Here is a 24,282-nt window from a genome sequence, read left to right as displayed (position 1 = left end):
GGCGGTGCCGTGCGAGCTCCCGGCGACCCGTGCCCGACGCGCACATGGGGGGCGACCGACGGTGGCCGGTGTGGCAAGGTGCGGGGAATGGAGATGTCCGATGCCGCTCGTGCGGTGGCGGCCGCGATGTCGGTCGCCGCATCACTCGGCCTGCCGGTCGGCGACGCGGTCGTGCTCCACAACTCCAACAAGCTGGCCGTGCGGTTGACGCCGTGCGACGTCTTCGCCCGGATCGCCCACGCGGGGCAAGAGGTCGCGCGGTTCGAGGTCGAGCTCGCCGGGCGGCTCGCCGAGGGCGGGTGGCCGGTGTGTCCTTTGGAGCCGCGGGCGGACCCACGCGTGTACGTGCGCGACGGCTTCGCCGTGACGCTGTGGACCTACTACGAGCCCGCGGCACGTCATGTCCCACCGGCCGATTACGCCAAGGCGCTTGAGCGGCTGCACGCCGGCATGCGCGAGGTCGATGTGGCGGGCCCGCGGTTCACCGACCGGATCGCGTACGCGGAGGGCATCGTCGCCGACCCGGAACGCTCGCCGGAACTCGCCGACGCGGACCGCGTCTTCCTCGGCGGCAGACTGGCGGGCCTGCGACGGGCGATCGAGGACCGCGGCGCCGCGGAGCAACTGCTGCACGGCGAGCCGCATCCGGGCAATGTGCTCAGCACGGACAACGGGCCGTTGTTCATCGACTTCGAGACGTGCTGCCGCGGACCGGTCGAGTTCGATCTCGCCCATGTCCCCGAGGCGGTCCGTGAGCGCTACCCGGGCCTCGACCAAGGGCTGCTGGACGAGTGCCGGGAACTCGTCCTCGCGATGGTCGCCGCGTGGCGCTGGGACCGCGGCGACCGGTTCCCGAACGGGAGGCGGTTCGGAGAGGCACTCCTGCTCGCGCTGCGCGATGGTCCTCCGTGGCCGACACTTGACACGCTGAACGAGCGGCTGAACGGCCGGTAGCACGGCCGGCGCACTCGCAGGTGCGGCCGTTGCGCGAACGCGGCCTTCGCCTCGGCGGAGCGCCCTGCGGGGGCGTCCGTCGGGGCGAAGGCCGGTGAACCCCGGGCGTTGTTCGGAGTTCCGGGATTCGGAGTTCCGGAGTTCGGAGTTCCGGGGTTCAGAGTTCGTCGTGGGACCAGTTCGAACTGCTGCCACCGTTGGGGACGCTCGCGGTCCTGTACAGCAGGAGGGCGATTCTGGCGGCGACGTCGGACCAGCTGTTCCAGGTCACGCCACCGGTCGTGGTGATGCCCGGAGTGGCCGGATTGTTCGTGACGTTCAGTCCGTAGGCCGAGGCCTGGCCCCACCCGTTCTGCAGGCTTGCCGCGGTGGCGGCGGTGGCGGCGGTGCGGCGGTGCGGCGGTGCTACGCCAGCAGCTTCAGCAGCCGCTCCGCGACGATCGCGGCGGATGCCGGGTTCTGCCCGGTGATCAGGTTGCGGTCCTCCACCATGTACGGCTTCCAGATCTCGCCGCGGCTGAACTCGACGCCGATCTTCTCCTTCAGCTCCGTCTCCAGGAGCCACGGCGCCTTGGAGGCCAGCCCCACCGCCTCTTCCTCCTCGTCGGTGAAGCAGGTGATCCGGTACCCCTGGAAGGGCGACCGGCCGTGGATCCGGGTGGCCAGAATCGCCGCCGGAGCGTGGCACACGATCGCCAGCGGCTTGCCCGAGGCCAGCTGCGCCGTCAGGATGCGGCCCGCGTCGGCGTCCAGCCACAGGTCCGACATGGGACCGTGCCCACCGGGCAGGTACACCGCGTCGTAGTCCTCCAGCCGCACGTCCGACAGCTGCAGCGGTCTGCGCATGACCTCGGCGGAGCGGATGATGGCCTCCAGCTCCAGCGCTCCCTGCTCACCGCCGGCCATCGAGGGGCGCAGGCTCATCATGTCCACGTTCGGCGTCACACCGCCCGGTGTGGCGACCACGACCTCGTGTCCCGCCTCCGTCAGGGCCTTGTACGGGGCCGCGAACTCCTCGGCCCAGTAACCCGTCGCGTACCTGGTGCCGTCCTTGAGCACCCAGTACGTCGCTCCCGACACCACGAAAAGGATCCTCGCCATGTCCGACCACTCCTGCCGTCCGGTGCGCGGCCTCTGCCCGTGTCGCAGAACCGCCTTCCGGACCACCTTCACGCGCGGGGCGGCCGGCTCGCCCCCGTGGGACACCCTGGTCCTGCCGGCCCGTGCCGCATGCCACCGGGCCCGGCGCGGGGGCCCAGGAGCCGCGGACCTGACACGCCGGCACCGGTGAGCGGACCGCGGCCGGGACGTGACATCGGCAGCGAGGCTCAGGCCGTGCCGGCGAACGGGCGAGGGGCCGACCGGCGGGTCGGCCCCTCGCCCGATGGCGCGCCCCGTCACTTGCCTGCCGGGTGCGCGGTCAGTAGGTCCGCCAGGTCGATGCGGGTGAGGAACTCGCGGCGGATCCGGTCGGCGACCTTCGAGACCTCCTCGGAGCCGTCGTTCGCCGGGTCGATGTGCACGCGGTAGGGGCGCTCGCCCTCGGGCAGAGCCACGATGCGGGCGATCTCGTCGGAGACCAGCGAGGCCTCCGCGCCCTGCGGGGCGAGCGCGGCGAGCTTCTGGGAGACCTGCTGGAGCAGGCCCGGGTACTTGGTCTCGTACTCCGCCTCGACGGCGCCGTCGGCCGGGTGACCGGAGTGGGCGAAGTGGTTGGTGCCGCTGGTGAAGGAGCCGGGCACCACGATCGAGGTCTCCACACCCCAGCGGGCCAGCTCACCGGCGTAGCTGACCGCGAGGGAGTCCATCGCGGCCTTGGCCGCGAAGTACGGGGCCAGGTACGGCGGGGTGCCGCCCTTGACACTGGAGCTGGAGACCCAGACGACCAGGCCGCGGCCGGCCTCGCGCAGATGCGGAAGCACGACGCGGTTGACCCGCTGCGTGGAGAGCACGTTGATGTCGTAGAGCTCGGCGAACTGCTCGGGGGTGAAGGCCTCGGCGGGCCCGGTGACCATGTGACCGGCGTTGTGGATCACGACGTCGATACGGCCGTGCTCCTCGATCACCTGCTTGATCGCCGAGTCGACGGAGTCGTCGGAGTTGACGTCCAGTTCGATGGAGCGCAGGTCGACTCCGTGCTCCTTGGCGTAGTCGGCGGCGGCCTGTACCTGCGGCGCGTTGCGGCCGGAGGTCTCGCGCATGCCGGCGTAGACGGTGTTGCCGGTGTCCGCGAGGGCGCGGGCGGTCAGGGCGCCGAAGCCGCTGGATGCGCCAGTGATGACGACGATGTTGCTCATGGGGTAACTCCTGGTTCGCGAAGGCAGGTTGCTGGGGGGATGACTGCGGATGAGGGGTGGGACCGCTCGGGCCGGGGGCCGGGGGCCGGCCGCGTATGCCGCCCGTCGGGCGTGGGACGGAGGTCAGACGATGCCGCCGTTGGCGTAGACGGTCTGGCCGTTGATCCACCGCGCCGGGCCGGCCAGGAAGGCGATGGTCTCGGTGATGTCCTCAGGTGTGCCGATGCGCTCCAGCGGGGCCGCCTTCGCGAGGTTGTCGAGCGCGGCCTGGTCCTTGCCCTCGAGGAACAGCGGGGTGGCGGTGGGGCCGGGCGCGACCGCGTTGACGGTGATGTCTTTGCCGCGCATCTCGCGGGCGAGCACCAGGGTCATCGCCTCGACGGCGCCCTTGCTCGCGGCGTAGGCCCCGTAGGTGGGGAACTGGAGCCGGGTGAGCGACGAGGACAGGTTGATCAGGGCGCCGCCGCGACGCAGCCGCCGGGCCGCCTGCTGGGAGACGACGAAGGTGCCGCGGATGTTGGTGCGGTGCATGCGGTCCAGGTCGTCCAGATCGAGCGTGGCGATGGGCGACAGGAGCATGATGCCCGCCGTGTTGACCACGACGTCGATGCCGCCGAACTCCGACTCGGTGGCGTCGAAGGCCGCGGCCATGGCCTCCTCGTCGGCCACGTCGCCGCGAACGGCGATGGCCTTGCCGCCCTGGGCCGTGATGGCCGCCACCGCTTCGTCCGCCTTGGCCTTGTTGCCCGCGTAGTGCACGGCGACGGCGTAGCCGTCCTTGGCCAGGCGGTGGGTGACGGCGAGGCCGATGCCGCCGGTGCCGCCGGTGACCAGCGCGACGCGGGTGTTGGTGTCCGTCATGGTGACCAGTCCTTCATTCGATGTGACGGCGCCGCCCGCTAGCGGCGGGCCGTCATCACTGTTGACGCTTTGACGTTATCGACGATAACACGGCATGCGATCGTCGACAACAGATTGACGTGAGCGTTGATAACAACGTCGAGCGGGCGGGGAGTGAGGGCCGGTGACCCTCCGCACAACGAGCTCCTGCCCCGCACCGCTTTCGAGGTCCGCCCTGACCCCGACCGGCCGCTTTACGGGCTTCCCGTACGCCATGTGACCGACCGGTGGGGACGTGAGCCAGGTCGGCGATGACGAGGGCACACGCCGCGGCGGCGGCGACCCGGGGCCACCGCGTCCGGCTCGACGGCTCGCGATCCTGGGCGTTCCCGCCGGGTGGCGTTCCCGCCGCGGCGGGCACCCAGAGCTGGCTCGATGCCGCCTGAGGCGGCCTCCCGGCGGCCGACGACCAGCTCTCGTTTCTCTTGACCGTGATGACGCGTCACCCCGCCGAGACCGGATCATCGCTCACATATTTTAGGCATCATCGATAACACTATGCCGATCACATCTAAGCGTTAGCATTGATTGCATGACAGTGACCGACACGACCCCGCAGCCGCGCGACCGCATCCTGCGGGCAGCGGCCGACCTGCTGGCCGAGGGTGGACGGGAGGCGGTCTCCACCCGCTCCGTCAGCGCTGCCGCAGGAGTCCAGGCACAGACGATCTACCGGCAGTTCGGCGACATGCAGGGCCTGCTCGACGAGGTGGCCCGGCACGGCCTCACCGCCTATCTCGCCGAGAAGCATGCCAACCTGGCCGGCGATGACCCGCTGGAGCAACTGCGCCGGGGCTGGGACCTGCACGTGGCCTTCGGCCTCGCCAACCCGGCCGTGTACCGGCTCCTGTACACCGAGCATCGCCCCGGCGGGAACGCCGCTGCGATGAGCGAGGCCTACGAAGTCCTGCTGCGGCTGGTGACCCGGGTCGCCGAGGCAGGCCGGCTGCGCATGGGCGTGGCCGCGGCGGCGGAGATGATCCACGCCACCGGCATCGGCGTGACCGTCACGCTGATCGGGGCCCAGGAGGCCGGCCGACTCGCCGAATACGAGGATCTGTCGCGGAACACCCGAGAAGCCGTGCTGGCCGCCCTGGTCACGCCGGCGGAGCCCGGCGGGCGGGCCGAGGACTCCCGGGCCGCCCGCGGTGCCCGGCACGCCGTGGCCTTGAAGGCACTGCTGGACGAGGCCGGGGACAGGCTCGCCCTCACCCCGGGCGAGCACCTGCTTCTCATGGAATGGCTGACCCGCCTCGCTTCCGGCGAACCCTGGCGCTGACGGCCAAGGCCCTGCCGGCCGGGACCAGGTCGGGCCGGTTACGGGGCCGGACGCGCGGGCGGTGGACGAGTAGGCGGGCCGGACGCGCGAGGGGCGGCCCCGGGTAGGGGGCCGCCCCGGAGCGGTGGGGCGCGCCGCTACTTCTGGTCGCGCAGCCGGCTCGCCACCGAGGTGAGCGGCTTGGCCTCCTCGGTGCGGCCCATGGCGGCCAGGCGGGTGACCGCCGCGTCGAGCCGGGAAAGGGCGGGCGCGGCGCGCTTGAGGTAGAGGCCCTCCACGACGCCGGCCAGGCGGACGCACTCGGCCCACTCGGTGACGCGCTCGTCCTGCGGCCCCGGCTCGCCGAGCAGGCCGAGGGCCTTGTCCAGCGCGGCCAGGGCGTCCTCGTAGGCACCGGCGTACGCGTTGACCCGGCCGTGCTCGTACGCCAAAGCGGTGTCCAGGGACCGGCCGCGCGCCTCGACGCCGGCCGCGCGGGCCTCGTCGGCGACCCGGCCGGCGTCGTCGAGGAAGGTGAGGGCCCCGGCGAGGCCGTCGGAACCCTCATGCTCGGCCTGGAGGCGGGCGAGTTCGCGCAGGCAGTTGCTGATCTGCTCGTAGCGGGGAGCCCGCGTGTGCGCGGCCAGGGCCTGGTCCACGGCCTCGCGGGCCCGGCCGAACTCGCCGGCCTCGCCCAGGAGCACCGCCGTCTCGGCGGCGATCATGGCGTGGCTGCCCGGGTCGTCGTCCCAGCCCGCCGACTCGGCGGCGAGCGCGACGAACTCCGCCGTGGCGGCCTTGAGGTCCTCCCCCGCGTGCAGCGCTCGGGCGCGGGTCAGGCGCAGCTGGGCCACAAGCCGGTCGTCCACGTCCCCTGCGGCCGCGTCCGGTTCGGCCAGCAGGGAGTCCAGCAGGGCGATGCTGTCCTCGACGCGGCCCAGGTCGAGGCTGAGCTGGGCGGCGTTGCTGTAGGTGCAGAACGCCTCGACGCGGCTGCCCTCGCGGAAGTCGAGCTCCGCCGAGCGCGTCAGGTGCCGCAGCGCCTCCTCGGGACGGCCCAGACGCATGCACGCCTCCGCCAGGTCGGCGTGGAGGCGGGAGGTATACGACGTCTCGGAGGGCCAGTCGGCGGCCAGCCGCAGGGCCTCGGTCAGATCGGCGTGCCCGGCCGGCGCGTCGCCCAGGCCGAGCTGGAGCCGGCCGCGCAGTCCGAGCGCGCGGGGCAGGTGCCAGGCGGGGCCGTGTTCCTTGAGCCTGCCGAGGAGGCCGTCGATCTCGGTCCGCGCGGCGGGCAGGTCGCCGACGACGGCGTACGTCGTGGCCCGCAGCAGCCGGGCGCCGGAGATCTGGCTGACGACGCCGTGCCGGGTGGCGAACTCCTCCAGCAGGTCCACCTCGGCGAACGCCGGGGCGGCGTGTTCCTCGCTGCGGACCGTCTGGAGCCGCAGGCCGAGCGCCGTCGCCCGCAGCCGCAGCAGGCGGGCCTCCTGGTACGGGGCGAGGTCCGGCGTGTCCTGCTGCAGGCGGACCACCGCGGCGTGGGCGCCAGTCAGCGCGGCGGCCCTGGCTTGCGCGGCCTGCGCTTGTGCCGCCTGGGCGTCGGCGGCCCCCGCTCCCGCGGCCTGCGCTTCGGGGGACTGCGCTTCGGGGGACTGCGCCTCCGGGGCCCGGTCCGCGGGGACCTGCGCCTCGGGGACCCGGCCCTCGGGAGCTTCCGCCCCGGCGGCCGGTGCCCGTCGCTCTCCCTCGGCCCCGCCGTCCCGCTCCGCGGGCTTCTCCGCCTCGGCCAGCAGCGCGCAGCCGCGGGCGAGCGCGGCTGCTCCCCGCTCTGCCGCCTCGTCGTACAGGTACGCGGCCTGCGTGTAGAGGGCGGCCGCGGCGGCGTACTCCTCCTTCGTGTGCGCCCGGCTCGCCTCGTCGGCCAGCAGGTCCGCGCGCAGCCGTGCGAGCGGGCCCACGGCCGGGTCGTCGGGGTGGGCGTAGTCCGGGGCGGCGAGCAGGGCGCGCAGCCGGGCCCAGTACGCGTCGGCGTCCGGGTGCGCCTGTTCTTCCAGGGCGCGTGCCCGCAGGATGAGTTCGGGCAGGGCCTCGGGGACCGCGGCGGCCTCACGCGGGGCGGAACCGGCGGCCGGGACCGCCGGGGCGGCGGGGACCACGTCCTGCAGGGTACGGGTGCGCAGGGTGAGCTCCAGCGCCTCCAGCAGCGGGGCGCGCTCCAGTCGGGCCCTGCGCCGGTCGGTGTGGGCCGTGGTCTTGTTGCGGGCGTCGAAGCGGGCGGCCAGGTCGTCGGCGTTGCGCCGCACCTCGGCGCGCAGGCCGGCGACCGACCAGGCGCGGCCGGCGTATCCGGCGGCGGGCAGGTCGCCGTGGCCGAGCGCCTCGACGCGCTGGAGCAGGACCTCGACGCCGGTCAGGAAGTCGAACATGTCCAGCGGGGACTCGACCTCGTCGAAAAGGCCGCGGTTCTCGGCGAGCAGTTCCAGCCCGCGGGCCTCGTTGCCGGTCAGCGCGCAGAACTCCAGGTGCCGGCCCACCTCCCCGGACATCGAGGGGTCGCGGCGGCAGCCGCGGTATCCGGTCAGGTGCAGTTCGCGGGCCCGGTCGGCGCTGCCGGTGCGGAGGAGGGGCAGCAGGGCGTGGGAGATGGAACGGGCCGGCTCCTCCCGGCACGACGCCTTCCCCGCCAGGACCGGCTCCCAGCTCTCCAGCGCCCGCTCGTCGTCGCCGGCGGTGAGGTGGTACAGGGCGCGCTCGCAGATCTCGCAGGCCTCGCAGTCGCTGAGCGGGGTGCGGCTGCGGGCCGCCCACAACTCGTAGGCCAGGGCGCAGTCGTCGCCGACGTGGGCGGCGAGCTGGTAGGCCTGCCCGTAGTAGGGCTGCAGGCCCAGGCCGGCCTCCTCGTAGCGCTCGCGCATCTGCGTCAGCCACCGCTGGATGTTCTCCAGCGGCATCTCGGGCAGCTGGCGCAGGGCGTTGGCGACCCACTTGAAGCGCCAGAACACCTGGTGCCGCAGGCTCTCGTCGAAGACGTCGGGCCGCTCGTCGAAGAGGCTCAGCAGGCGGGCGAACACGACGGGCGATTTGCGGGGCTCGGACCCGTAGGTATAGGCCTTCTGCAGTTCGAGGAGGGCCCGGACCAGCGCGGCCGGCTCGTCGAACTGCTCGGCGGCCTCCAGGAGTTCCTCCGCGGCGACGGTGCGGGCACGGCCGAAGGGGCGCTGGTCGTTGTCGCTCAGCGCCTGGTACAGCTCGTCTGTGGTCTGGAGTGCGGTCGGCATCGTCAGCGGTCCTTGCGCAGGGCGTGGGCGAGAAGGTCGAGGAAGGAGCGGTTGATCAGGCTCGACTCGGCGGGCCGCAGCGGGCGCCGGGACAGCATCGCGGCCTGCCCGTAGAGGGCTTCGGCGCTGGTACGGGCCAGCTCGGGCTCGTCGATGGCGACGGCGGTGCGGACCAGCGGGTTGAGCTGGTTGAGGATCAGCTGGGCGCGTGGCGCCTCCTGGCGCAGCGCGCCGAGGATGTCGCCCCACAGGCCGCCCTCCTGCTCGCGGGCGAGCTGGGAGCGGGTGCGCTCGTGGCGGGCCTCCCGGCTGTCGACGAGCAGCGCCGGGGCGGAGGCGGGCTGGAACGTGCGCAGGGCGACGTCGCAGTCGAAGACGGCGAGGGCGTCGCGGGCCATGGCCAGGTAGGCGGCCGCGGCCAGTTCCGTCTCCCGGTCGACGGGGTCGAGGTGGGCGGTGAGGGTCGCGGGGTCGAGGTCGGCGACGGTGGTCTGCGGCCTGACCTCGGGCAGCCGGTGGACGAGTTGCCGGTCGTAGGTGTAGCCGCCGTTGACGACGCCGAGTCCTGCGGCCGAGGCGATCGCGGCGACCTGCCGGAACTCCTCCACGCTCGACGTCACCAGCACGGTGCGGTGGGTGCGCGCGAACTCGTCAAGGGTGGTGTGCCCGTCGGTGGTCTCGAAGGGCAGCCACGGCAGCAGCATCCGCAGGATCTCGTCGTCGTGCACCGCGAGCGACTTCACCGCCAGGTGGTGGGCCTGCAGGAAGCGGGCCAGCAGGTCCGGGTCGCTGGCGGCGGCGCGGGACATCCAGCCGCGCAGACGCTCGGCGAGGGCGTCGCGGACGGCGGCGAGGGTGTCGTCCTCGTACAGCGCCTCGCGCGAGGCGGTCGGACGGAGGCTCTCGGCGTCGACGACGCAGCGGACGAAGAACGCCCAGTCCGGGAGGATCTCCTCGGCCTGTTCGGACAGCAGCATGCCTTTGACGTGCACGCGGTGGCCGTGGCGGCGTCCGGGGGGAACCGTGTCGGGCAGGACGCAGGCGATGCCTCGCAGGCCCACGGCCGGCAGGTCGAGCTCGATGGTGTCCAGAGGCGTGAAGCCGAAGACCTCCTCGCCGTAGGCGGCCAGCGCGCGGGAGCGGGCGCCCGGCGTGGGGTGGCCGACGGCCCAGGGCGCGGGCTCGGGGTTGACGCGGGCGGCCGGGCCGCGCGTACCGTCGTCGAACGTCACCGGGTGGCGCAGCAGGGAGCCGAAGTGCCGGGCCAGCGCGTGGACCTGGGCCGGCCGGGTCCACTCGCCGGCGTCGGCGCGCGGTGTCAGGCTGACCGTGGTGCCGGCCCGGGGGTGGGCGGAGGCGGGCAGGGTGCGGACGGTGTAGCTGCCGTCGCCGCGTCCGCGCCATTCCACCGCGGGCGCGTCGGGAGTGCGGGCGCTGCGGCTGAGGACGTGGATCTCGTCGGCGACCAGGAAGCAGGACAGCAGGCCGATGCCGAACTGGCCGATGAAGTCCGCGCGTTGCTCGGCGATCCGCTCGGCGCGCTTGCTGCTGCGGCCGATGGTGGCGAGGAAGGTGTGCACGTCGGCCTCGGTCAGGCCGATGCCGTCGTCCTCGACGCGTACGACCGAGCCGTCGGCGTACAGGCGGATGCCGAAGGCGGCGGTGGCGGCGGCCGGTTCGAGGGCGTGCCGGGCAGTGAGCGCGTCCACGGCGTTCTGCAGGAGTTCGCGCAGGTAGACGCGGGGGCTGGAGTAGAGGTGGTGGGACAGCAGGTCGACCAGGCCGCGCAGGTCCACCTGGAAGGTGCGGTCGGCGGCGCCGGGGAGGTCGGCGGCGTTGTCGTGCGAAGTCATCGGGCAGTCCGGGGTTGGGAAGGGCGGCTGGCGACAGCCGGCGGGCCGGGACGGGCGCGCGCTCAGGCGCGGGCTTGGAAGCGGAGGAACTGTTCTTCCGGCTGGGCGAAGTAGCGCCAGGGCCCTCTGGTGAAGGCACCGTCCAGTGCCTGGAAGACGCGCCGGGCCGTCCTGCGCTCTCCCGCGAGCGACAGGGCCATGGCGAACAGGTTGAAGTCGCGCTGCCAGCCCGGGGCGCGCACGTAGTCCGGGTGGAGGATGCTGTGTTCGGCCGCCTCCCGCAACTCGGCCTGTACGCGCGGGTTCTTCAGGCTGTCCCCCCGGTCGGACTCGACCCACTCCTCGATGTGGGCGGCGGCGATGACGCAGCCGAGGCCGTGGCCCTGCGGGGCGCGGGCGAAGGCGTCGCGGGCGAAGGCCAGGGCCTGGCCGGGCTTTCCGCTCCACCGCGGCTGGAGGTACGACACCCACTCCACGTGGGTCGCCAGGTCCAGTGGGTCCCGGCGCAGGGCGGCGTCGCGCCGCGTCTCGTTGACGACCGGTCCCAGGGACATGCCGCGGCCGGAGGTGAGCAGGCGGCGCCATGGTGTGACCCACCGCGGCCGCAGCTCGGCGGCTTCGAGCAACTGCTCCTCGGCGATGTCCAGCCGCTCGTGGAAGAGCCGCCACTGCTCCCGCGTGACGTTCTTGGCGTACGCGCCGGTGCGCGCCTCCCATCCCCACTCGATGTAGCGCGCGCCGGACACCAGCAGGGCCGTGGCCCGGTGCTCCTCGTCGTCCTTGGCGGCGTCGACGATCCAGTTCTGCACGCCGCCCAGGTCCGCCAGTTCGCTGAGGACGTGGTGGTCGCGGCCGAGGTCGAAGGGCGCCAGCGCCGCCTTGAAAGCCGCCCAGTCGTTCGCACGCACCGCGTCGGTCAGCGCGAGCACCCGCGTGTCCCCCAGCGCGCGCAGCGTGTACATCCCGTTCTTCTGCCTGCGCGGGACCGGAAGGGCGTGCGGATCCGCCTCCGGTCTCCTCCCGCCGTCCCTGCCGAACAGCCTGCCGAGCATGACGCCCCTCCCCTGGTACCGCGTGATCGTCGGGTGCAGGATATGCCGTACCACCGACACCGCTGCCACGAGGTTTTCACCGGCGACTCACGCCCCGTCACACTGCGGGGGCCGGATCGTACGGGGGATCAGCCGGGGAATCAGCCGGGGGCGATCCGGCGGATCGCGAGGGCGTCCCGGCGGTGGGTCCTGGCGTCCGAGGGCGCCCACACCAGCGGGCCGAGCCGCTCGGCGGGGCCCGGCGGGCGGGGGTCGCCGCGCAGCGCGGCCTCGACGAAGTCGCGCAGGCGCTGCCGGCAGCGGCGGTAGAACCGCAGTTGTGTGCGGCGGCCGAACAGGCGCCAGCCGAGGAAGGTGAAGCGGTCCAGGGTGGGGGCGCCCTGCGCGTGGCTGGAGACGACGAACGCGACCTCGCCGGTGCTCTGGCGTTTGACCACTTCGTAGGTGACCTTGCCGCGCTCCAGATGGCCCTGCAGGGTCTGGTAGGCCCATCCCCACACGCGGTCCCCGTTGTCCCGCACCTCGTCGACGACCTCGGTGACGCGCACCCCGCAGTAGAAGTGCATGCCGTGGAAGCGGCCCTGCAGCAGCATGTCGCGGCCGAGGAGCGGGGCGGCCGGGTCGTACAGCGCGCGGACGATCTCCGGTGGCGAGAACTCGTAGTCGCGGACGAGCGAGCAGGCGCGTTCCCAGCATCCTCCCGGCTGCGGCGGGCCGGGGCGCTCGGCCGGCAGTGCGGCGCGGTGGGTGTCGATGGTCCAGGCCGGGCGGCGCACCTCGCCGACGCTGTAGTTGACGGGCGCGTCGGCGAGGTCCCTCCAGAGGCGTACGGCGTCGAGCCGCCCGAAGGCCCCGTGGCTCACCCGCGCTTCACCCGCGCTTCTCGATCGAGTCGCCGATGAGCCACATCGTGGGGGGCCACAGGCCGACGAACAGCGCGCGCCGCTCGGCGTTGCCCCGCTGCTCCTGGTCGACGGTCTTGGCGCGCACCCACAGCGTCAGGCACAGGGCGATCGCGCCGAGCGAGCCGAGGTGCAGGTAAGCGCCCCGCACACCCGCGAGCCGCAGCAGCCGGACCACCACGGTGCCTCCCTGATCGTCGTTCCGCGTCAACAGCATCATGAACTGATATACACAGATTCATACCCTTTTATGTCGATCTACTCATGTGAAGGCATATGGACGTGTCGCGATCGCATCGGCCGCGGGCGCTCGCGGTGGTGGCGCGGTGGCTGCTGGGCAGCGTGCTGGTCTCCTGGCGGTACCTGTGGGAGACCACTCCCCTGCACCGCGGCGGTGAGCGCCCGGGTGACGAGGCGGACCTGCCGCCGCGGCTGCCCCCCGGCACGGCGGACGAGCGGCTGCAGCTGCCGGACGACGGCTACGGGCCCTTGTTCCACCGCCGCTTCCGGGTACGTGTCGCCGCGTCGGGCCTCGACCCCGTCCGGCTCATCGACCGGGTCTGCCGTGACTTCCGGCATTTCGTGCCCCTGGAGGTGGTCGACATCCGTACCGGCGAGCTCGGCGCCGCGGGCGTGGAGGTGGGGGACGAATTCCTGGTGGAGGTGCCGGGACCGTGGAACGGGCCGGTCAGGGTCGTCCACCGCGACGCCACCTCGCTGCACCTGGCGACCCTGCGCGGCCACATGGAGGCCGGTCAGGTGCATTTCCGTGCCCGCCGGGACGGCGGCCTGCTCGTGTTCGAGATCGAGCTGTGGGCGCGCGCGGGCAGTCGCCTGGTGGACCTGCTCTACTCGCGCCTGCGCCTGGCCAAGGAGATCCAGCTCAACATGTGGGTGCGGTTCTGCCTCGCCGTCGTCGCGACCTGCGACGGCCGGCTGGTGGACGGGGTGCACATCGCCACCCGGCGGCTCGACCGGGACACCTGGCCGACGCTGTCCACCGCGGCCTGAGGCACCCGTGACGTCCGCGGGTACGGGGGCGCGGACCGGGTAGGGCGCGGACCGTGCGGGGCCGGGGCGCCTCGCGAGGCGCCGGCCCGGATCCGGCCGTCGGGGTCGTGGAGCGCGACGCCCGCGGTCCGCTGCTCGGCAGAGCGCCCCACCCCGGTGGAGCGCCGCGGCTCAGGCCCCGCCGCGCCTCACCGTCGCCGGTCCCGCCCTCCTTGGAGGCGTCCGTACAGCGCCACGCCACCGTCGGCGGGAGGCGTCCGTACGGCGCCGTCGGGGCCCGTGGCCGGGCCGCCGTCGGTGCCAGGTGTCGGGTCCGCCGCGGTGGGCATGCGCCGGGCATGAGGCGAACGATGACCAGCGGGAAGCCGGCCGGAGCGGGCGGCACGACCGCCTCGACGGCGACGGGGTACGCGGACGTGGTGGCGGACGGGCGGCCGTTCGCAACCCTGGAGCACTTGGCGGACGCCGTGGCGCGAGACGGCGGTGTCGGCGTTCGCGGCCGGGACGGCGATTGCGGCGGCGTGGAGCCGGCCGGGGCGTGGCCCGCGCCGTCGGCCGGCTGCGCCGCGGCCTCGGCGCCGCCCGAGTGGGACCGGGCGCGTGTCCGGGCCGCCGCATGGTCCGGCCGCTGGGCCGGGGTCCGGCGTTTCGTCTACGAGCTGATCGCCCGGGGCGCCGTCGCGAACCCGGGGAGGGATGCCCTGTGACCGCCCGTGCGCTGAGCGCGGCCGCGCTGATCGGCGCGGTGTCGGGGCTCCGCAGCCAACTGGGCGTGGCCGCGGCGGCACTGACCGTCGGCCCGGCCGAGACGTCGCGGCCCGCCGCGGCACTGGGCGGGACACGGGTCACCGTCGGCACGGCGGTGCTGTCCGCGGCCGAACTGGCGGCGGACAAATGGCCCGTCGTCCCCAGCCGGCTGGGTGCCGGGCCTCTGGGGCTGCGGATGGCCGCCGGCGGTTTCGCGGCCACCGTGCTCGCCTCGCGCGGCGCCGCGCACGACGGACGGCGGCCGGACCGGAACACGCCGGCCCTGACACTCGCCGCGACGGCCGCGGTCGGCGCCGTGGCGGCCCTCGGCGCTGCGTTCGCCGGCGCCCGCTGGCGCGCCCTGGCCGCCCGCGACGGCCGCCCCGACTGGCCCGCCGCGCTGGCCGAGGACGCCGTGGCACTCGCCCTGGCCGGGGCGGCGTGCGGGGTCGCGCCCGGAGCGGCACCCGCACGCCGGTGAGCCGACCGCGGCAGCCGTACCCCGCGGCGTCGCGGTGCGCACGAGGTGTCGCGGAGCACACGGCCCGCGTCGGGGCGTAACTTCCGGCGTTCCGGCATCCGTGCCGGTCGCGGAGACGCTTCGTCGTTCCTGTCCGGCTGAGCGGACCGGCGGGCCGGCGGGCACTCCTTGCCCGCGCCGGTTCGCCGTCACTGTCCGCGCGTCCCGTCCGCGCGCACCAGGAGCAGCGCGGTGTCGTCCGTGCGGGTGCCCGAGGAGCGGGCGTGGGAGATCAGTTCGTCGGCGAGGCGGTCCAGGTCCGGTGCCCGGCCGCCGACGTGCCGGGCGAGGACCGCGGCGAGCGCCGTGGTCGCCGCGTCGATGTCGGCGCCCGGCGTCTCGATGAGCCCGTCGGTGTACAGGGTGAGCACCGCCCCCGGAGGCAGGGCGATCGTGGTGGTCGGATAGGTGGCCGCGGGATCCACCCCGAGCAGCAGACCCGGGGTGATGTCCATGACCTCGGCGGACCGCCCGGGGCGGCACAGCAGGGGCGGCAGATGACCGGCGCTGGCCAGGTGGGCGCGCTGCCCGGCCAGGTCGAGGTGCACGTACAGGCAACTGGTGAGGAGGTCCGTGTCGAGGCCGGTGACAAGGCGGTTGGTACGGGTGAGGACCTCGCCGGGCGGCGCGCCGGCGGCCGCGTATGCCTGGACGGTGGTCCGGACCCGCCCCATGTGGGCGGCGGCCGTCACGTTGTGGCCCTGGACGTCGCCGATGACGGCGGCGACGTCGGTGCTCCCGATGCGGATGAGGTCGTAGAAGTCGCCGCCGATGTCCATGCCGTGGCCGGCGGGCAGGTAGCGGGCGGCGGCCCGGAGGCCCGGCACGGCGGGGAGTCGGTGGGGCAGGAGGCCCTCCTGGAGGGCGTGCGCGAGCTGGTGCCGCGCGTCGTACAGCCGTGCCCGGTCCAGGACCTGGGCCACGAGGCCGCTGAAGGAGGTGAGCACCACGCGCTCCTCGCCGCTGAACGGGCGGGGGCCGTCGTACCCGAGTACGCAGGTGCCGACCGGGCGGCCGGCCACGATCAGCGGCAGGAAGGCCCATGCCGCCATGCCGTCGCGGACGGCGGCGCGGGCGGGGTAGGAGCGGGCCAGTTCCTCGCGGGAGGAGAAGAAGGACGGTTCGCCGGTGGTCAGCCCCAGGACGCCGGGCGCGGGCCAGTCGAGGGGGGAGCCGTTGATCCGGTCGACGAGTTCCTGGCGGAAGCCGCGGTTGCTCAGCACCCGTACCCGGCCCGCCTCGGGTACGTACAGGGCGAGGGCCTGTGCCCCGAAGGCCGGCAGGAGGCGGTCCGTCACCAGGTCGATCACGTCCCGCACGCCCACGGCCTCGCTGAGGCTGCCGGCCAGGTACAGCAGGTGGTGGAGCGTCTCCAGGCGGAGCGGGGCGGGGCGGGTGGCCTCCCGGGGCGGTCCGGCGGCCGCGCGGGCGGGCCCGTCGCCGCGGGGCGTGACGCGGACGGTGATGCCGGAGGGGTCGGGGAACAGCTCGAAGACCAGGGTGTCCTCGCCGCCGGCCCGGGGGCGTACGGCGGTGAAGGATGTCGGCTGCTGGCTGAAGACGGCTTCGCGGTAGCGGTTCTCGTGGAGCGGGTCGTCGAGCCAGGGCACGGCTTCCCAGGGGCGGCGGCCCAGCAGGGTCGCGGGACTCCCGGCCATGATGTCGGCGGCCGACCGGTCGAGGAAGGTGATCCGCCCGTCGGGGTCCAGCGCGAAGGTGGCCTGGGGTAGGCGGTCGCACACGTCCGTGGCCGTCGGCCCGCCGGAAGGGGGCCGGTCGGGGCTCGGGGGCGTGAGCAGCAGGTGTGCCCGTTCCGGCAGGGGCAGCGGCTCCCCGCTCGCGTCCGCCTGCCGCAGTACCCACAGCAGGCTCTCGCCCGCGGCCTCGATCCGGGCCCGCTCGTCCGGGCTCAGCCGTGAGGGGCGCCGGGCGGGCCACACGAGCAGCAGGGCGCCCCACGCGGTGTCGTCGGCGAGGAGGGGCTGGACGGCCAGGGCGAAGCGGTGCGGGAGGACCAGCGCGGCCTTCGGGTAGCGCCGGGCGAGTTCCGGGTCGGGGCCGACCCACACCAGCCGCCGTTTCCGCACCGCGTCGACCACCGGGTCGCCGCAGGAGTCCGGGCCGGTCCCGGGCGGTACCCTCAGGCGGGCCAGGGGCGCGGCCAGCCGGGGCGGCACACCGGCCCCCGTGTCGAGGACGAGCAGCCGTTCGTCCCGCTTCATCCGGTACAGGGCCGCGCCGTGCGCGCCGAGTCCCCGCATGGTTTCGAGCAGTAGTCCGTCGAGCACCCGCCGGGCCCCGGTCGTGGCTGTTCCCCCGGCTGTGTGGCCCGGCATCGGCGACCGTCCAGCGCTCGATTCATCCCTTGTGTCCGCGCCTTCAGTATGCCGGAGGGCCGCAGGGCGCGCGGGGACGGTGACCGCGGCGGCCGGCCCGCGCCGGTACGTGGGTGCGCAGCGGCGGCCGGCCCGTGGTCACGGCGCGGCTCGCGGGCCCCCGGTTCGGCGCCCGGCCTCAGCGGCCGGTCGGGATGAACCGGTCGAAGAAGGTGACGGCGGCCGCCGAGGCGCCGCCGCCGGCCAGGACCGACAGCGACCAGGGCTGGCCGCCCAGACAGGCCAGCACCCCCGCGGTGATCCCGGTGAGGACGGAGAGGAGCAGTATCAGTAAGGTGCGCGCCCCCGGAAGCGGACCCGGGGATCGCCGTGAGTCGTTGCCGCCCACTTGTGGCTTCCCGTCGGACAGTCGTGGAATATCGGATACGTCCGGTCGGCGACCGGTGGCCTGTGACCGGTCGCAGGCCGCTCGCGGCCGGTCAGAGCCGCGCGAGGGCGTCGGCCAGGACCAGGTACATCGCGTGGGACCACAGCAGGGGCGTCGCCACGGGCCCCCATCTGCGGGTCCAGGGTTCCACCCGGTCGGCGAACTGCGGGGTGGCGGTCAGCTGTTCCGGCAGGTCACCGGATTCCGTGGCGGCGGCCTCGATCCACCGCGCGGCTCGCAGCGCGCCCTCCCGGTCGCCGAGGGCGGCGCGGTACCAGCCCCACCAGGCGGTGAGCAGGATCCACTCCCCGCCGCCGTAGAACTCGTCACCGAGGTAGCGCCGGATTCCCCCGCCGGGGCCCGTCAGTTCGGCGCCGATGCGCTCGGCCGTCGCCGTCATGCGCGGGTCGTCGGGGGCGACCACGCCGAAGGGAAGGGCCAGCCACAGGAGGCTGGCGTCGACCCCGCCGCTCGCGTCGTGTTTGATGTAGCCGGCGTCGCCCAGGTGTGCGGCGGAGTCGAGTTCCGCGCGCAGCCCCGCGGCCCGGTCGGACAGGGCGGGCCGGCCGAGCAGTTCGGCGGCGGCTTCCAGCCCGGCGACGAGCGTGGCGAGCGTGGAGGTGTGCCGCCGGTCGCCGTACTCCTCCCAGCAGTCGTAGCAGGGCAGGGCGCAGGTGGCGTCGAGGTAGTCGGCGGTGCGGCCGGCGGCCCGCAGGATCTCGTCGTCCAGCACCCCGCCGCGCGCCCGGTGGTCGCGCAGGGCCCACAGCCAGGTCCCGTAGCCGTCGAGCTGGAAGTTGGGCCACGCCTGCGCGCCGGCCGGCTCGAACTCCCCGGTCAGGGTGTAGCGGGTGGGCAGCCGCAGGTCCGCCTCCGCCCGCCCGGAGTCCGCCTCCCGGCCGAGATGGCGCAGCACCGTACGGGCGACGAACCGGTGGAAGGCGGCCGCTTCCTCGCGCTCGCCCCAAAGGTCCGCGGCATAGGCGCAGAAGGAGCCGTCGCGCAGCCACGCGTACTGGTACGTCGGGTAGTTCGGGCAGGCGACGTAGGCGCCGGAGGGGTGCCGGCCGTCGCGGAGTACGGCGAGGCTGTGCCGGACGAGGCCGGCGGTGGTGGCGTCGTAGGACCGGTGGGACCGGTGGGACCGGTGGACCGTCAACGTTGGCTCCTTCGTCCTGTCGTGCGGCCTCATGGCCGGGCCGCCGGTGCCCCCGGTGTCCGGGGGCCCAGTTCCAGTGCGCCGATCGCGGCGTCGATGACCAGGCAGGCCGCGCCGCGGGCCCAGTCGGTGTCGTCGATGAGGATGGTGGTCTCGTCGCAGTCGCGGGCAGCGGTGGAGAAGGTGTGGGCGCGCACGGCCTCGGTCATGCTCGGCCGGAACAGCGCCTGGGCCTTGACCCCTTCGCCCGCGATGATCAGTTTCTCGGGGTTGAGCATGTTGTAGAGCCACGCCAGGGCCCGGCCGAGCGCGCCGCCGGCCTCGGCGAACGCCGCCGCTGCGGCTGCCGCGTCCGGACCGGTCCCGCGGCGCGCCAGGTCGATGGCCTCGTCGATGTCGTGGCAGCGGGGTCCGCCGCGCGCCTCGATCGCGCGCAGCACCGCGTCGTAGGAGGCGACGGCTTCGAGGCAGCCGCGCCTGCCGCAGTTGCAGACCGGCCCGTCGGGCTGTACGGGGACGTGGCCGATCTCGCCCGCCATGCCGGACGTGCCGGTGTAGAGGCCGCCGTTGAGGAACAGCCCGCACCCGATGCCGGCGCCGACCGTGACCACGGCGAACGAGGCGCAGTCCCGCGCCGGGCCGAACCACCGCTGTCCGACCACGAGCGCGTTGACGTCGTTGCCGACGACGGTGGGCAGGCCGGTGCGGCGGCCGACCTCGCCTGCGACGTCGACGTCGTTCCAGCCCAGCAGCGCCGAATGGCGGCTGGTGCGCTGTTCGGCGTCGACGTGGCCGCTGAGGCCGACGCCGATGCCCAGCACGTGATCGGGGTCGGCCGGGGCGGAGGCGGCCAGCGTCGCGGCCAGTTCGCATACGGCGTCCAGCACGGCGCCGGGCGAGTGCTCGGGGAGTCGCACGAGACGGTGGTCCATGATCTCGGTGCGCAGGTTGGTCAGCACACCTATCAGCCGGTCCTGGCAGATCTTGACGCCGATGGCGGCGTGCCGCGCCTTGTTGACCCGCAGGCGCTTGCTGGGCCGGCCCAGGCTCGGCGCCGGTGTCCGGGCGGCGTCGGTCTCCTCCAGGTAGCCGTCGGCCAGCAGTGGCGTGACCGCCTTGGTGACCGTGGAGGGGGCGACCCCGAGCAGGTCGGCGACATCGCCCCGCGACAGGCTCCCTTCGGCCAGGATGGCCGCGAAAACGCTCGTACGGGTGCTGTCGGTGCCGGCCCGGCCGCCCTGTCCGCCGGCGCCCGCCTCTCCCGGCAGGACGAACCTCCGGTTCACCGCCATTGACCCCTCCCCCCTTCGAGCCCGGGCATGGGCCCGAAACCCCCTGGCCCGCACCTGAGTTGGTGCCGCACCACAGACCATCCCATACTTCTTTTCGTCGCGCAAGAAAAGAAGGAGTCACCGGGAGGGGGTCCGGTTCGGCTTCACGCGCCCGGCGCGCCCGCCGCCCGGCGCCGCTCAGTGGGTGGCGGCCGTCCCGAACCGGCACAGCACGGATTGCGGCGCCAGGGGGACGCCGTTGGCGCGCAGCATTTTCCGGACGTCGAGGATGAGCGGGAAGACCTCGTTGTTCCAGTCCTCGCCCTGCTCGTCCCAGGCGCGCTGCTCGGCCTCGACCACCATCCGGTCCTCGGCGAACACCCGCTCGGTGAAGCGGCGGATGAACGGCCAGGCGAGGCCGAGCGCCCCCGGGACCGGCGGCTTGCGGATCATCAGGAGGCCGTAGACGTGGCAGGTGCGCTGCTCGGCGTCCGCCGGCACGTAGGCGGCCCACAGGGAGAAGGTGGGGGCTTCGCCCTCCTCACGGACCAACTGGAGCACCTGGTAGGGGTATTCGGTGCGGATGGTCACGGCGTCGGGGGAATCGCCACCGCCCATTTTCTCGGCGGCGAGCAGGCCGGCGCCGCGGTCCTTCTTCCCCCCGGCATGGCTGAAGAGGTAGCGGGCCTCCACGGAATTCGGACCCGCGTCGTACCCGAGCAGTTCGGGCTGGATGGTACCGAGAATGCCGCGGTGCAGGAACTGGTGGTTCATGTCGAGCAGATTTTCGTGCATGAACGAGTAGTGGCACCGCACGATCCGCGAGAAGGTCATCGTCCGGTGTGCGCGGGAGGCGTACAGCGGCAGCGCGGGCAGCGGAGTCGTTTCCGCCTTCCCCGGGTCACCGGGAAAGACGAAGACCAGGCCGTATTCCTCGCGGACGGGGTAGGCGCGCACCCCGCGCGGCGGCCGGTCGACGCCTTTGGGCAGATAGGGGATCTGCGAGATCCGGCCGTTCCCGCGGTAGGCCCAGGCGTGGTAGCAGCAGCGGAGCGTGTCGCCCTCCACGACGCCTTTGCTCAGCGGCACCTGGCGGTGGGCGCACCGGTCCTCCAGGGCCTGCACGCTGCCGCTCGCGCCGCGGTACAGAACGATCCGCTCGCCCGCGAACGCGGTGGCGCGCGTCTTGTTCGCCTTCACGTCCCCGGACAGGGCGACGGGATACCAGAAATCCGGGTCGATCCCGATACGGCGGAGGTCGGGCACGGAAGGCTCGTCGCGGGGAAGGCCGAGTTCGCCGGTCCGCCCGGCCACAACCGTTCCGTCCGCGGCTGGCTGTGTCTCGGGCATGCGGTTTCTCCCTTGCGCAGGAACATGCGGGACCGTGGCGCCGGAAAAAGGCGCGCGTCGGTATTCCGACATCTACCACGCCGTGTCGGGCCGATCACATGCAGCGCCGTTTCCCCGGCGCGATCGAGTGACATTCCGGCCCGAACGCGAGGCACTCCGGCCGGCCGGGTTCGCCGGTCGTCCGGTGCTGCTCGCTCCGTCGGTGCTCCTCGTCCCGTCGGTGTGCCGGGGCCGGCGGACCGCCGTCGGCCTCGGGTGCGGCTTCGGCCCGCCCGGCCCGGCAACGCGCCCCCGACCGCACGTACCGTGGTCCCGTGGCCGCCTCCCGTCTGCATCGCGTCGCCGTCCTCGTCCTCGAAGGAGCCAAGCCCCTCGACGTCGGCATCCCCGCGCAGGTCTTCAGCACGCGCGCGAGCATGCCGTACGAGGTGCGGGTGTGCGGTGCGGCCGCCGGGCTCGTGACCGGCGGCGACGGGCTGTCGTACCACGTCGCCCACGGCCTGGACGCGCTGGCCTGGGCCGAACTCGTCTTCATCCCCGGCTACCGGTTCCCCGACCGCGAGGATCCGCCGCCCGCCGTGGTGGACGCGCTGGTCGCCGCGCACGCGCGGGGCGCGCGGCTGGCGGCCATCTCCACCGGGGCGTTCGCGCTCGCCGCCACCGGACTGCTGGACGGCAGGCGGGCGACGACGCACTGGCACTACACGCGGGCGCTCGCGGCGAAGCACCCGCTGGTACGCGTCGACGAGAACGTCCTGTTCGTGGACGAGGGCGGTGTGCTCTCGTCGGCGGGGGCGGCCTCGGGAATCGACCTGTGCCTGCACATCCTGCGCGCCGACCTCGGGGTGGCCGCGTCGAACCACGCGGCCCGGCGCCTGGTCGCGGCCCCGTACCGCAGCGGCGGCCAGGCCCAGTACGTGCCGCGCAGCGTGCCGGAACCGCTCGGCGAGCGGTTCGCCGCCACCCGGGAGTGGGCGCTGCACCGGCTCGGGGAGCCCCTGACGCTGCAACTGCTGGCCAGGCACGCGGCGGTGTCGCCGCGCACGTTCTCCCGGCGCTTCGTGGAGGACACCGGGTACACCCCGATGCAGTGGGTGATGCGTGCCCGGGTCGACCTGGCGCGTGAGCTGCTGGAGCGCTCCGGGCGCAGCGTCGAGCGGATCGCCGCCGACGTCGGTCTGGGCACGGGCACGAATCTGCGGCTGCACTTCCAGCGCCTGCTGGGCACCACGCCCAGCGAGTACCGGCGGACCTTCACCAAGGGCGAGTAGCGGCCCGCCGGGCGTGGCGCGATCCTTGCGAACCATGGCGCTCTCGCCGGGGCCGCGCGCCGCCGCCTCGGGCGAACCTGGTGGCGAACGAAGGGACACAACTCATGACTCGCATCGCCATCAACGGATTCGGCCGCATCGGACGCAATGTCCTGCGCGCCATGCTGGAACGCGGCAGCGACCTGGAGGTCGTGGCCGTCAACGACCTCACCGAGCCGGCCGCCCTCGCGCGGCTGCTCGCCTTCGACACCACCGCCGGCCGGCTCGGCCGCCCGGTGAGCGCCGAGGGGGACACCCTGGTGGTGGACGGCCGGCGCATCAAGGTGCTCGCCGAGCGCGAGCCGGGCCGGCTGCCGTGGGCCGACCTGGGCGTGGACATCGCGCTGGAGTCGACCGGCCGCTTCACCTCGGCCAAGGCCGCCCGCGCCCACCTGGCCGCGGGTGCGCGGAAGGTGCTGGTCAGCGCGCCGTCGGACGGGGCCGACGTCACGCTCGCCCTCGGCGTCAACACCGACGCGTACGACCCGGCCCGGCACACCGTCGTGTCCAACGCGTCCTGCACGACCAACGCGCTCGCGCCGCTGGCCTTCGTGCTCGACGAACTGGCCGGGATCGAGCACGGCTTCATGACGACCGTGCACGCCTACACGCAGGAGCAGAACCTGCAGGACGGCCCGCACCGCGACGCCCGCCGCGCCCGCGCCGCCGCCGTCAACATCGTGCCGACCACGACGGGCGCCGCCAAGGCGATCGGCCTCGTGCTGCCGAACCTCGACGGCAAGCTGTCGGGCGACTCGATCCGCGTGCCGGTGCCGGTGGGCTCGATCGTCGAGCTCAACACCACCGTCGCCCGGGACGTGACGCGCGACGAGGTGCTGGAGGCCTACCGCGCGGCCGCGCAGGGACCGCTGGCCGGGATCCTGGAGTACTCGCAGGACGCCCTGGTGTCGTCCGACATCACCGGCAACCCGGCCTCGTCGATCTTCGACTCGGCGCTGACCCGCGTCGACGGGCGCCACGTCAAGGTCGTCGCCTGGTACGACAACGAGTGGGGCTTCTCGAACCGCGTCGTCGACACGCTGGAACTGCTCGCCGCGCACTGACCTGCGCGCAGGCAAGGAGGGCGGCCCGGCGGCCGCCCTCTCACGTCTTTCCCGCCGGGCGGACGCCCGGGGCAAGGATGCGGTATACAGGGGCCCGTCGCGATCATGCGACGCGTGCGGCTCGGCCGCACGCCGTACCCACGCACCATCCTGCGGAGAGGACCGGGACGAGCGCCATGCCGACAGACCCGCGAACCCCGGTCGTGATCGACGGCCGGCCGTGGTTCGCCGCCAACGAGTTCCTGGCGTTCCTCCTCGAACTGGCCGCGCTGGCGGCCTTGGGATGGTGGGGATTCGCCACCGGCCACGGGCTGCTCGCGCGGGTCCTGCTCGGCCTGGGAGCGCCGCTGGCGGCCATCGTGCTGTGGGCGTTGTTCGCCGCGCCCAGGGCCCGGCTGCGGCCGGGGCTGCCGCTGGTGCTCCTCGTCAAGGCGGTGGTGCTGGGCGGCGGTGCGGCGGCGCTGTACGGGGTGGGGCATCCCGCCGCCGCCGTCGCCATGGCGGTCGTCGTGGTGGCCAACACGGCCGCGGCGGAGACGTTCCGCGGCAGGACCCCGGTCGCGTCCTGACCGGCGGCGGTCCGCCGCCCGCGT

At 73.9% G+C, this 24,282-nt stretch carries 20 protein-coding genes; 8 read left to right on the top strand and 12 right to left on the bottom strand.

The features are described 5' to 3' along the window. The first annotated feature begins 87 nt into the window (after positions 1-87). The gene (locus K7G61_RS15780; protein ID WP_225847467.1) at positions 88-954 is read left to right on the top strand and encodes a phosphotransferase; all 867 of its coding nucleotides are present in this window, start codon (positions 88-90) and stop codon (positions 952-954) included. 405 nt (positions 955-1,359) lie between these two features. On the opposite strand, the gene K7G61_RS15775 is transcribed toward K7G61_RS15780, so the two are convergent. The 3 genes from K7G61_RS15775 to K7G61_RS15765 all read right to left on the bottom strand — a co-directional run bounded on the left by K7G61_RS15775 (position 1,360) and on the right by K7G61_RS15765 (position 4,112). Beyond that, the gene (locus K7G61_RS15775) at positions 1,360-2,055 is read right to left on the bottom strand and encodes a type 1 glutamine amidotransferase domain-containing protein (protein WP_225847466.1); all 696 of its coding nucleotides are present in this window, start codon (positions 2,053-2,055) and stop codon (positions 1,360-1,362) included. A 296-nt stretch (positions 2,056-2,351) separates the two neighbouring features. Continuing rightward, positions 2,352-3,251, bottom strand: a complete 900-nt coding sequence (locus tag K7G61_RS15770; protein WP_225847465.1) for an SDR family oxidoreductase — start codon at positions 3,249-3,251, stop codon at positions 2,352-2,354. Positions 3,252-3,374: 123 nt separating this feature from the next. Next, positions 3,375-4,112: an SDR family oxidoreductase gene (locus K7G61_RS15765; protein WP_225847464.1), complete on the bottom strand. Its 738-nt coding sequence runs from the start codon at positions 4,110-4,112 to the stop codon at positions 3,375-3,377. Positions 4,113-4,683: 571 nt separating this feature from the next. Here K7G61_RS15765 and K7G61_RS15760 point away from each other — a divergent pair. Next, entirely contained in the window at positions 4,684-5,430 is a 747-nt protein-coding gene (locus tag K7G61_RS15760) for a TetR/AcrR family transcriptional regulator (RefSeq protein WP_225847463.1), read from the top strand. 137 nt (positions 5,431-5,567) lie between these two features. On the opposite strand, the gene K7G61_RS15755 is transcribed toward K7G61_RS15760, so the two are convergent. The 5 genes from K7G61_RS15755 to K7G61_RS15735 all read right to left on the bottom strand — a co-directional run bounded on the left by K7G61_RS15755 (position 5,568) and on the right by K7G61_RS15735 (position 12,711). Continuing rightward, a complete protein-coding gene (locus tag K7G61_RS15755; RefSeq protein WP_225847462.1) occupies positions 5,568-8,687 on the bottom strand; it encodes a hypothetical protein in 3,120 nt (1,039 codons plus the stop codon). A gap of 2 nt (positions 8,688-8,689) precedes the next feature. Next, the gene (locus K7G61_RS15750) at positions 8,690-10,540 is read right to left on the bottom strand and encodes an HSP90 family protein (protein WP_225847461.1); all 1,851 of its coding nucleotides are present in this window, start codon (positions 10,538-10,540) and stop codon (positions 8,690-8,692) included. Positions 10,541-10,602: 62 nt separating this feature from the next. Then, a complete protein-coding gene (locus K7G61_RS15745) occupies positions 10,603-11,592 on the bottom strand; it encodes a hypothetical protein (RefSeq protein WP_225847460.1) in 990 nt (329 codons plus the stop codon). A 140-nt stretch (positions 11,593-11,732) separates the two neighbouring features. Continuing rightward, on the bottom strand, positions 11,733-12,455 hold the full coding sequence (locus K7G61_RS15740) for a DUF1990 family protein (RefSeq protein ID WP_225847459.1): 723 nt from the start codon (positions 12,453-12,455) through the stop codon (positions 11,733-11,735). 7 nt (positions 12,456-12,462) lie between these two features. Next, a complete protein-coding gene (locus K7G61_RS15735) occupies positions 12,463-12,711 on the bottom strand; it encodes a hypothetical protein (protein WP_225847458.1) in 249 nt (82 codons plus the stop codon). 65 nt (positions 12,712-12,776) lie between these two features. Here K7G61_RS15735 and K7G61_RS15730 point away from each other — a divergent pair, with 65 nt between their 5' ends. From K7G61_RS15730 to K7G61_RS15720, 3 genes are all read left to right on the top strand, one after another. Beyond that, a complete protein-coding gene (locus K7G61_RS15730; RefSeq protein WP_225847457.1) occupies positions 12,777-13,505 on the top strand; it encodes a DUF1990 family protein in 729 nt (242 codons plus the stop codon). A 350-nt stretch (positions 13,506-13,855) separates the two neighbouring features. Continuing rightward, positions 13,856-14,212: a hypothetical protein gene (locus K7G61_RS15725; protein ID WP_225847456.1), complete on the top strand. Its 357-nt coding sequence runs from the start codon at positions 13,856-13,858 to the stop codon at positions 14,210-14,212. Next, complete coding sequence (locus tag K7G61_RS15720; protein ID WP_225847455.1) at positions 14,209-14,733, top strand: hypothetical protein; 525 nt, start codon at positions 14,209-14,211, stop codon at positions 14,731-14,733. Before K7G61_RS15725 ends, K7G61_RS15720 begins: the two co-directional genes overlap by 4 nt. A 188-nt stretch (positions 14,734-14,921) precedes the next feature. Here the strand turns inward: K7G61_RS15720 and K7G61_RS15715 are convergent, their stop codons facing one another. The 4 genes from K7G61_RS15715 to K7G61_RS15700 form a co-directional block, all read right to left on the bottom strand. Then, a complete protein-coding gene (locus tag K7G61_RS15715) occupies positions 14,922-17,108 on the bottom strand; it encodes a SpoIIE family protein phosphatase (protein ID WP_225847454.1) in 2,187 nt (728 codons plus the stop codon). 479 nt (positions 17,109-17,587) lie between these two features. Continuing rightward, positions 17,588-18,694, bottom strand: a complete 1,107-nt coding sequence (locus K7G61_RS15710; protein WP_225847453.1) for a glycoside hydrolase family 15 protein — start codon at positions 18,692-18,694, stop codon at positions 17,588-17,590. Positions 18,695-18,723: 29 nt separating this feature from the next. After that, entirely contained in the window at positions 18,724-19,986 is a 1,263-nt protein-coding gene (locus K7G61_RS15705) for an ROK family transcriptional regulator (RefSeq protein WP_225847452.1), read from the bottom strand. Positions 19,987-20,163: 177 nt separating this feature from the next. Continuing rightward, on the bottom strand, positions 20,164-21,315 hold the full coding sequence (locus K7G61_RS15700) for an aromatic ring-hydroxylating dioxygenase subunit alpha (RefSeq protein ID WP_225847451.1): 1,152 nt from the start codon (positions 21,313-21,315) through the stop codon (positions 20,164-20,166). A 314-nt stretch (positions 21,316-21,629) separates the two neighbouring features. On the opposite strand from K7G61_RS15700, the gene K7G61_RS15695 reads away from it, so the two are divergent. The 3 genes from K7G61_RS15695 to K7G61_RS15685 all read left to right on the top strand — a co-directional run bounded on the left by K7G61_RS15695 (position 21,630) and on the right by K7G61_RS15685 (position 24,258). Next, on the top strand, positions 21,630-22,586 hold the full coding sequence (locus K7G61_RS15695; protein ID WP_225847450.1) for a GlxA family transcriptional regulator: 957 nt from the start codon (positions 21,630-21,632) through the stop codon (positions 22,584-22,586). Positions 22,587-22,690: 104 nt separating this feature from the next. Beyond that, positions 22,691-23,689, top strand: coding sequence for a type I glyceraldehyde-3-phosphate dehydrogenase (gap, locus tag K7G61_RS15690; protein WP_225847449.1), 999 nt, complete (start codon positions 22,691-22,693; stop codon positions 23,687-23,689). A gap of 176 nt (positions 23,690-23,865) precedes the next feature. Then, positions 23,866-24,258 (top strand): YrdB family protein, encoded by a 393-nt coding sequence (locus tag K7G61_RS15685; RefSeq protein ID WP_225847448.1) that lies wholly within the window; start codon positions 23,866-23,868, stop codon positions 24,256-24,258. The last annotated feature ends 24 nt before the right edge of the window (positions 24,259-24,282 follow it).

The organism is Streptomyces sp. HPF1205, from assembly GCF_020400825.1.
GTDB lineage: Bacteria > Actinomycetota > Actinomycetes > Streptomycetales > Streptomycetaceae > Actinacidiphila.
This window is presented reverse-complemented; position numbering and strand designations above follow the sequence as displayed.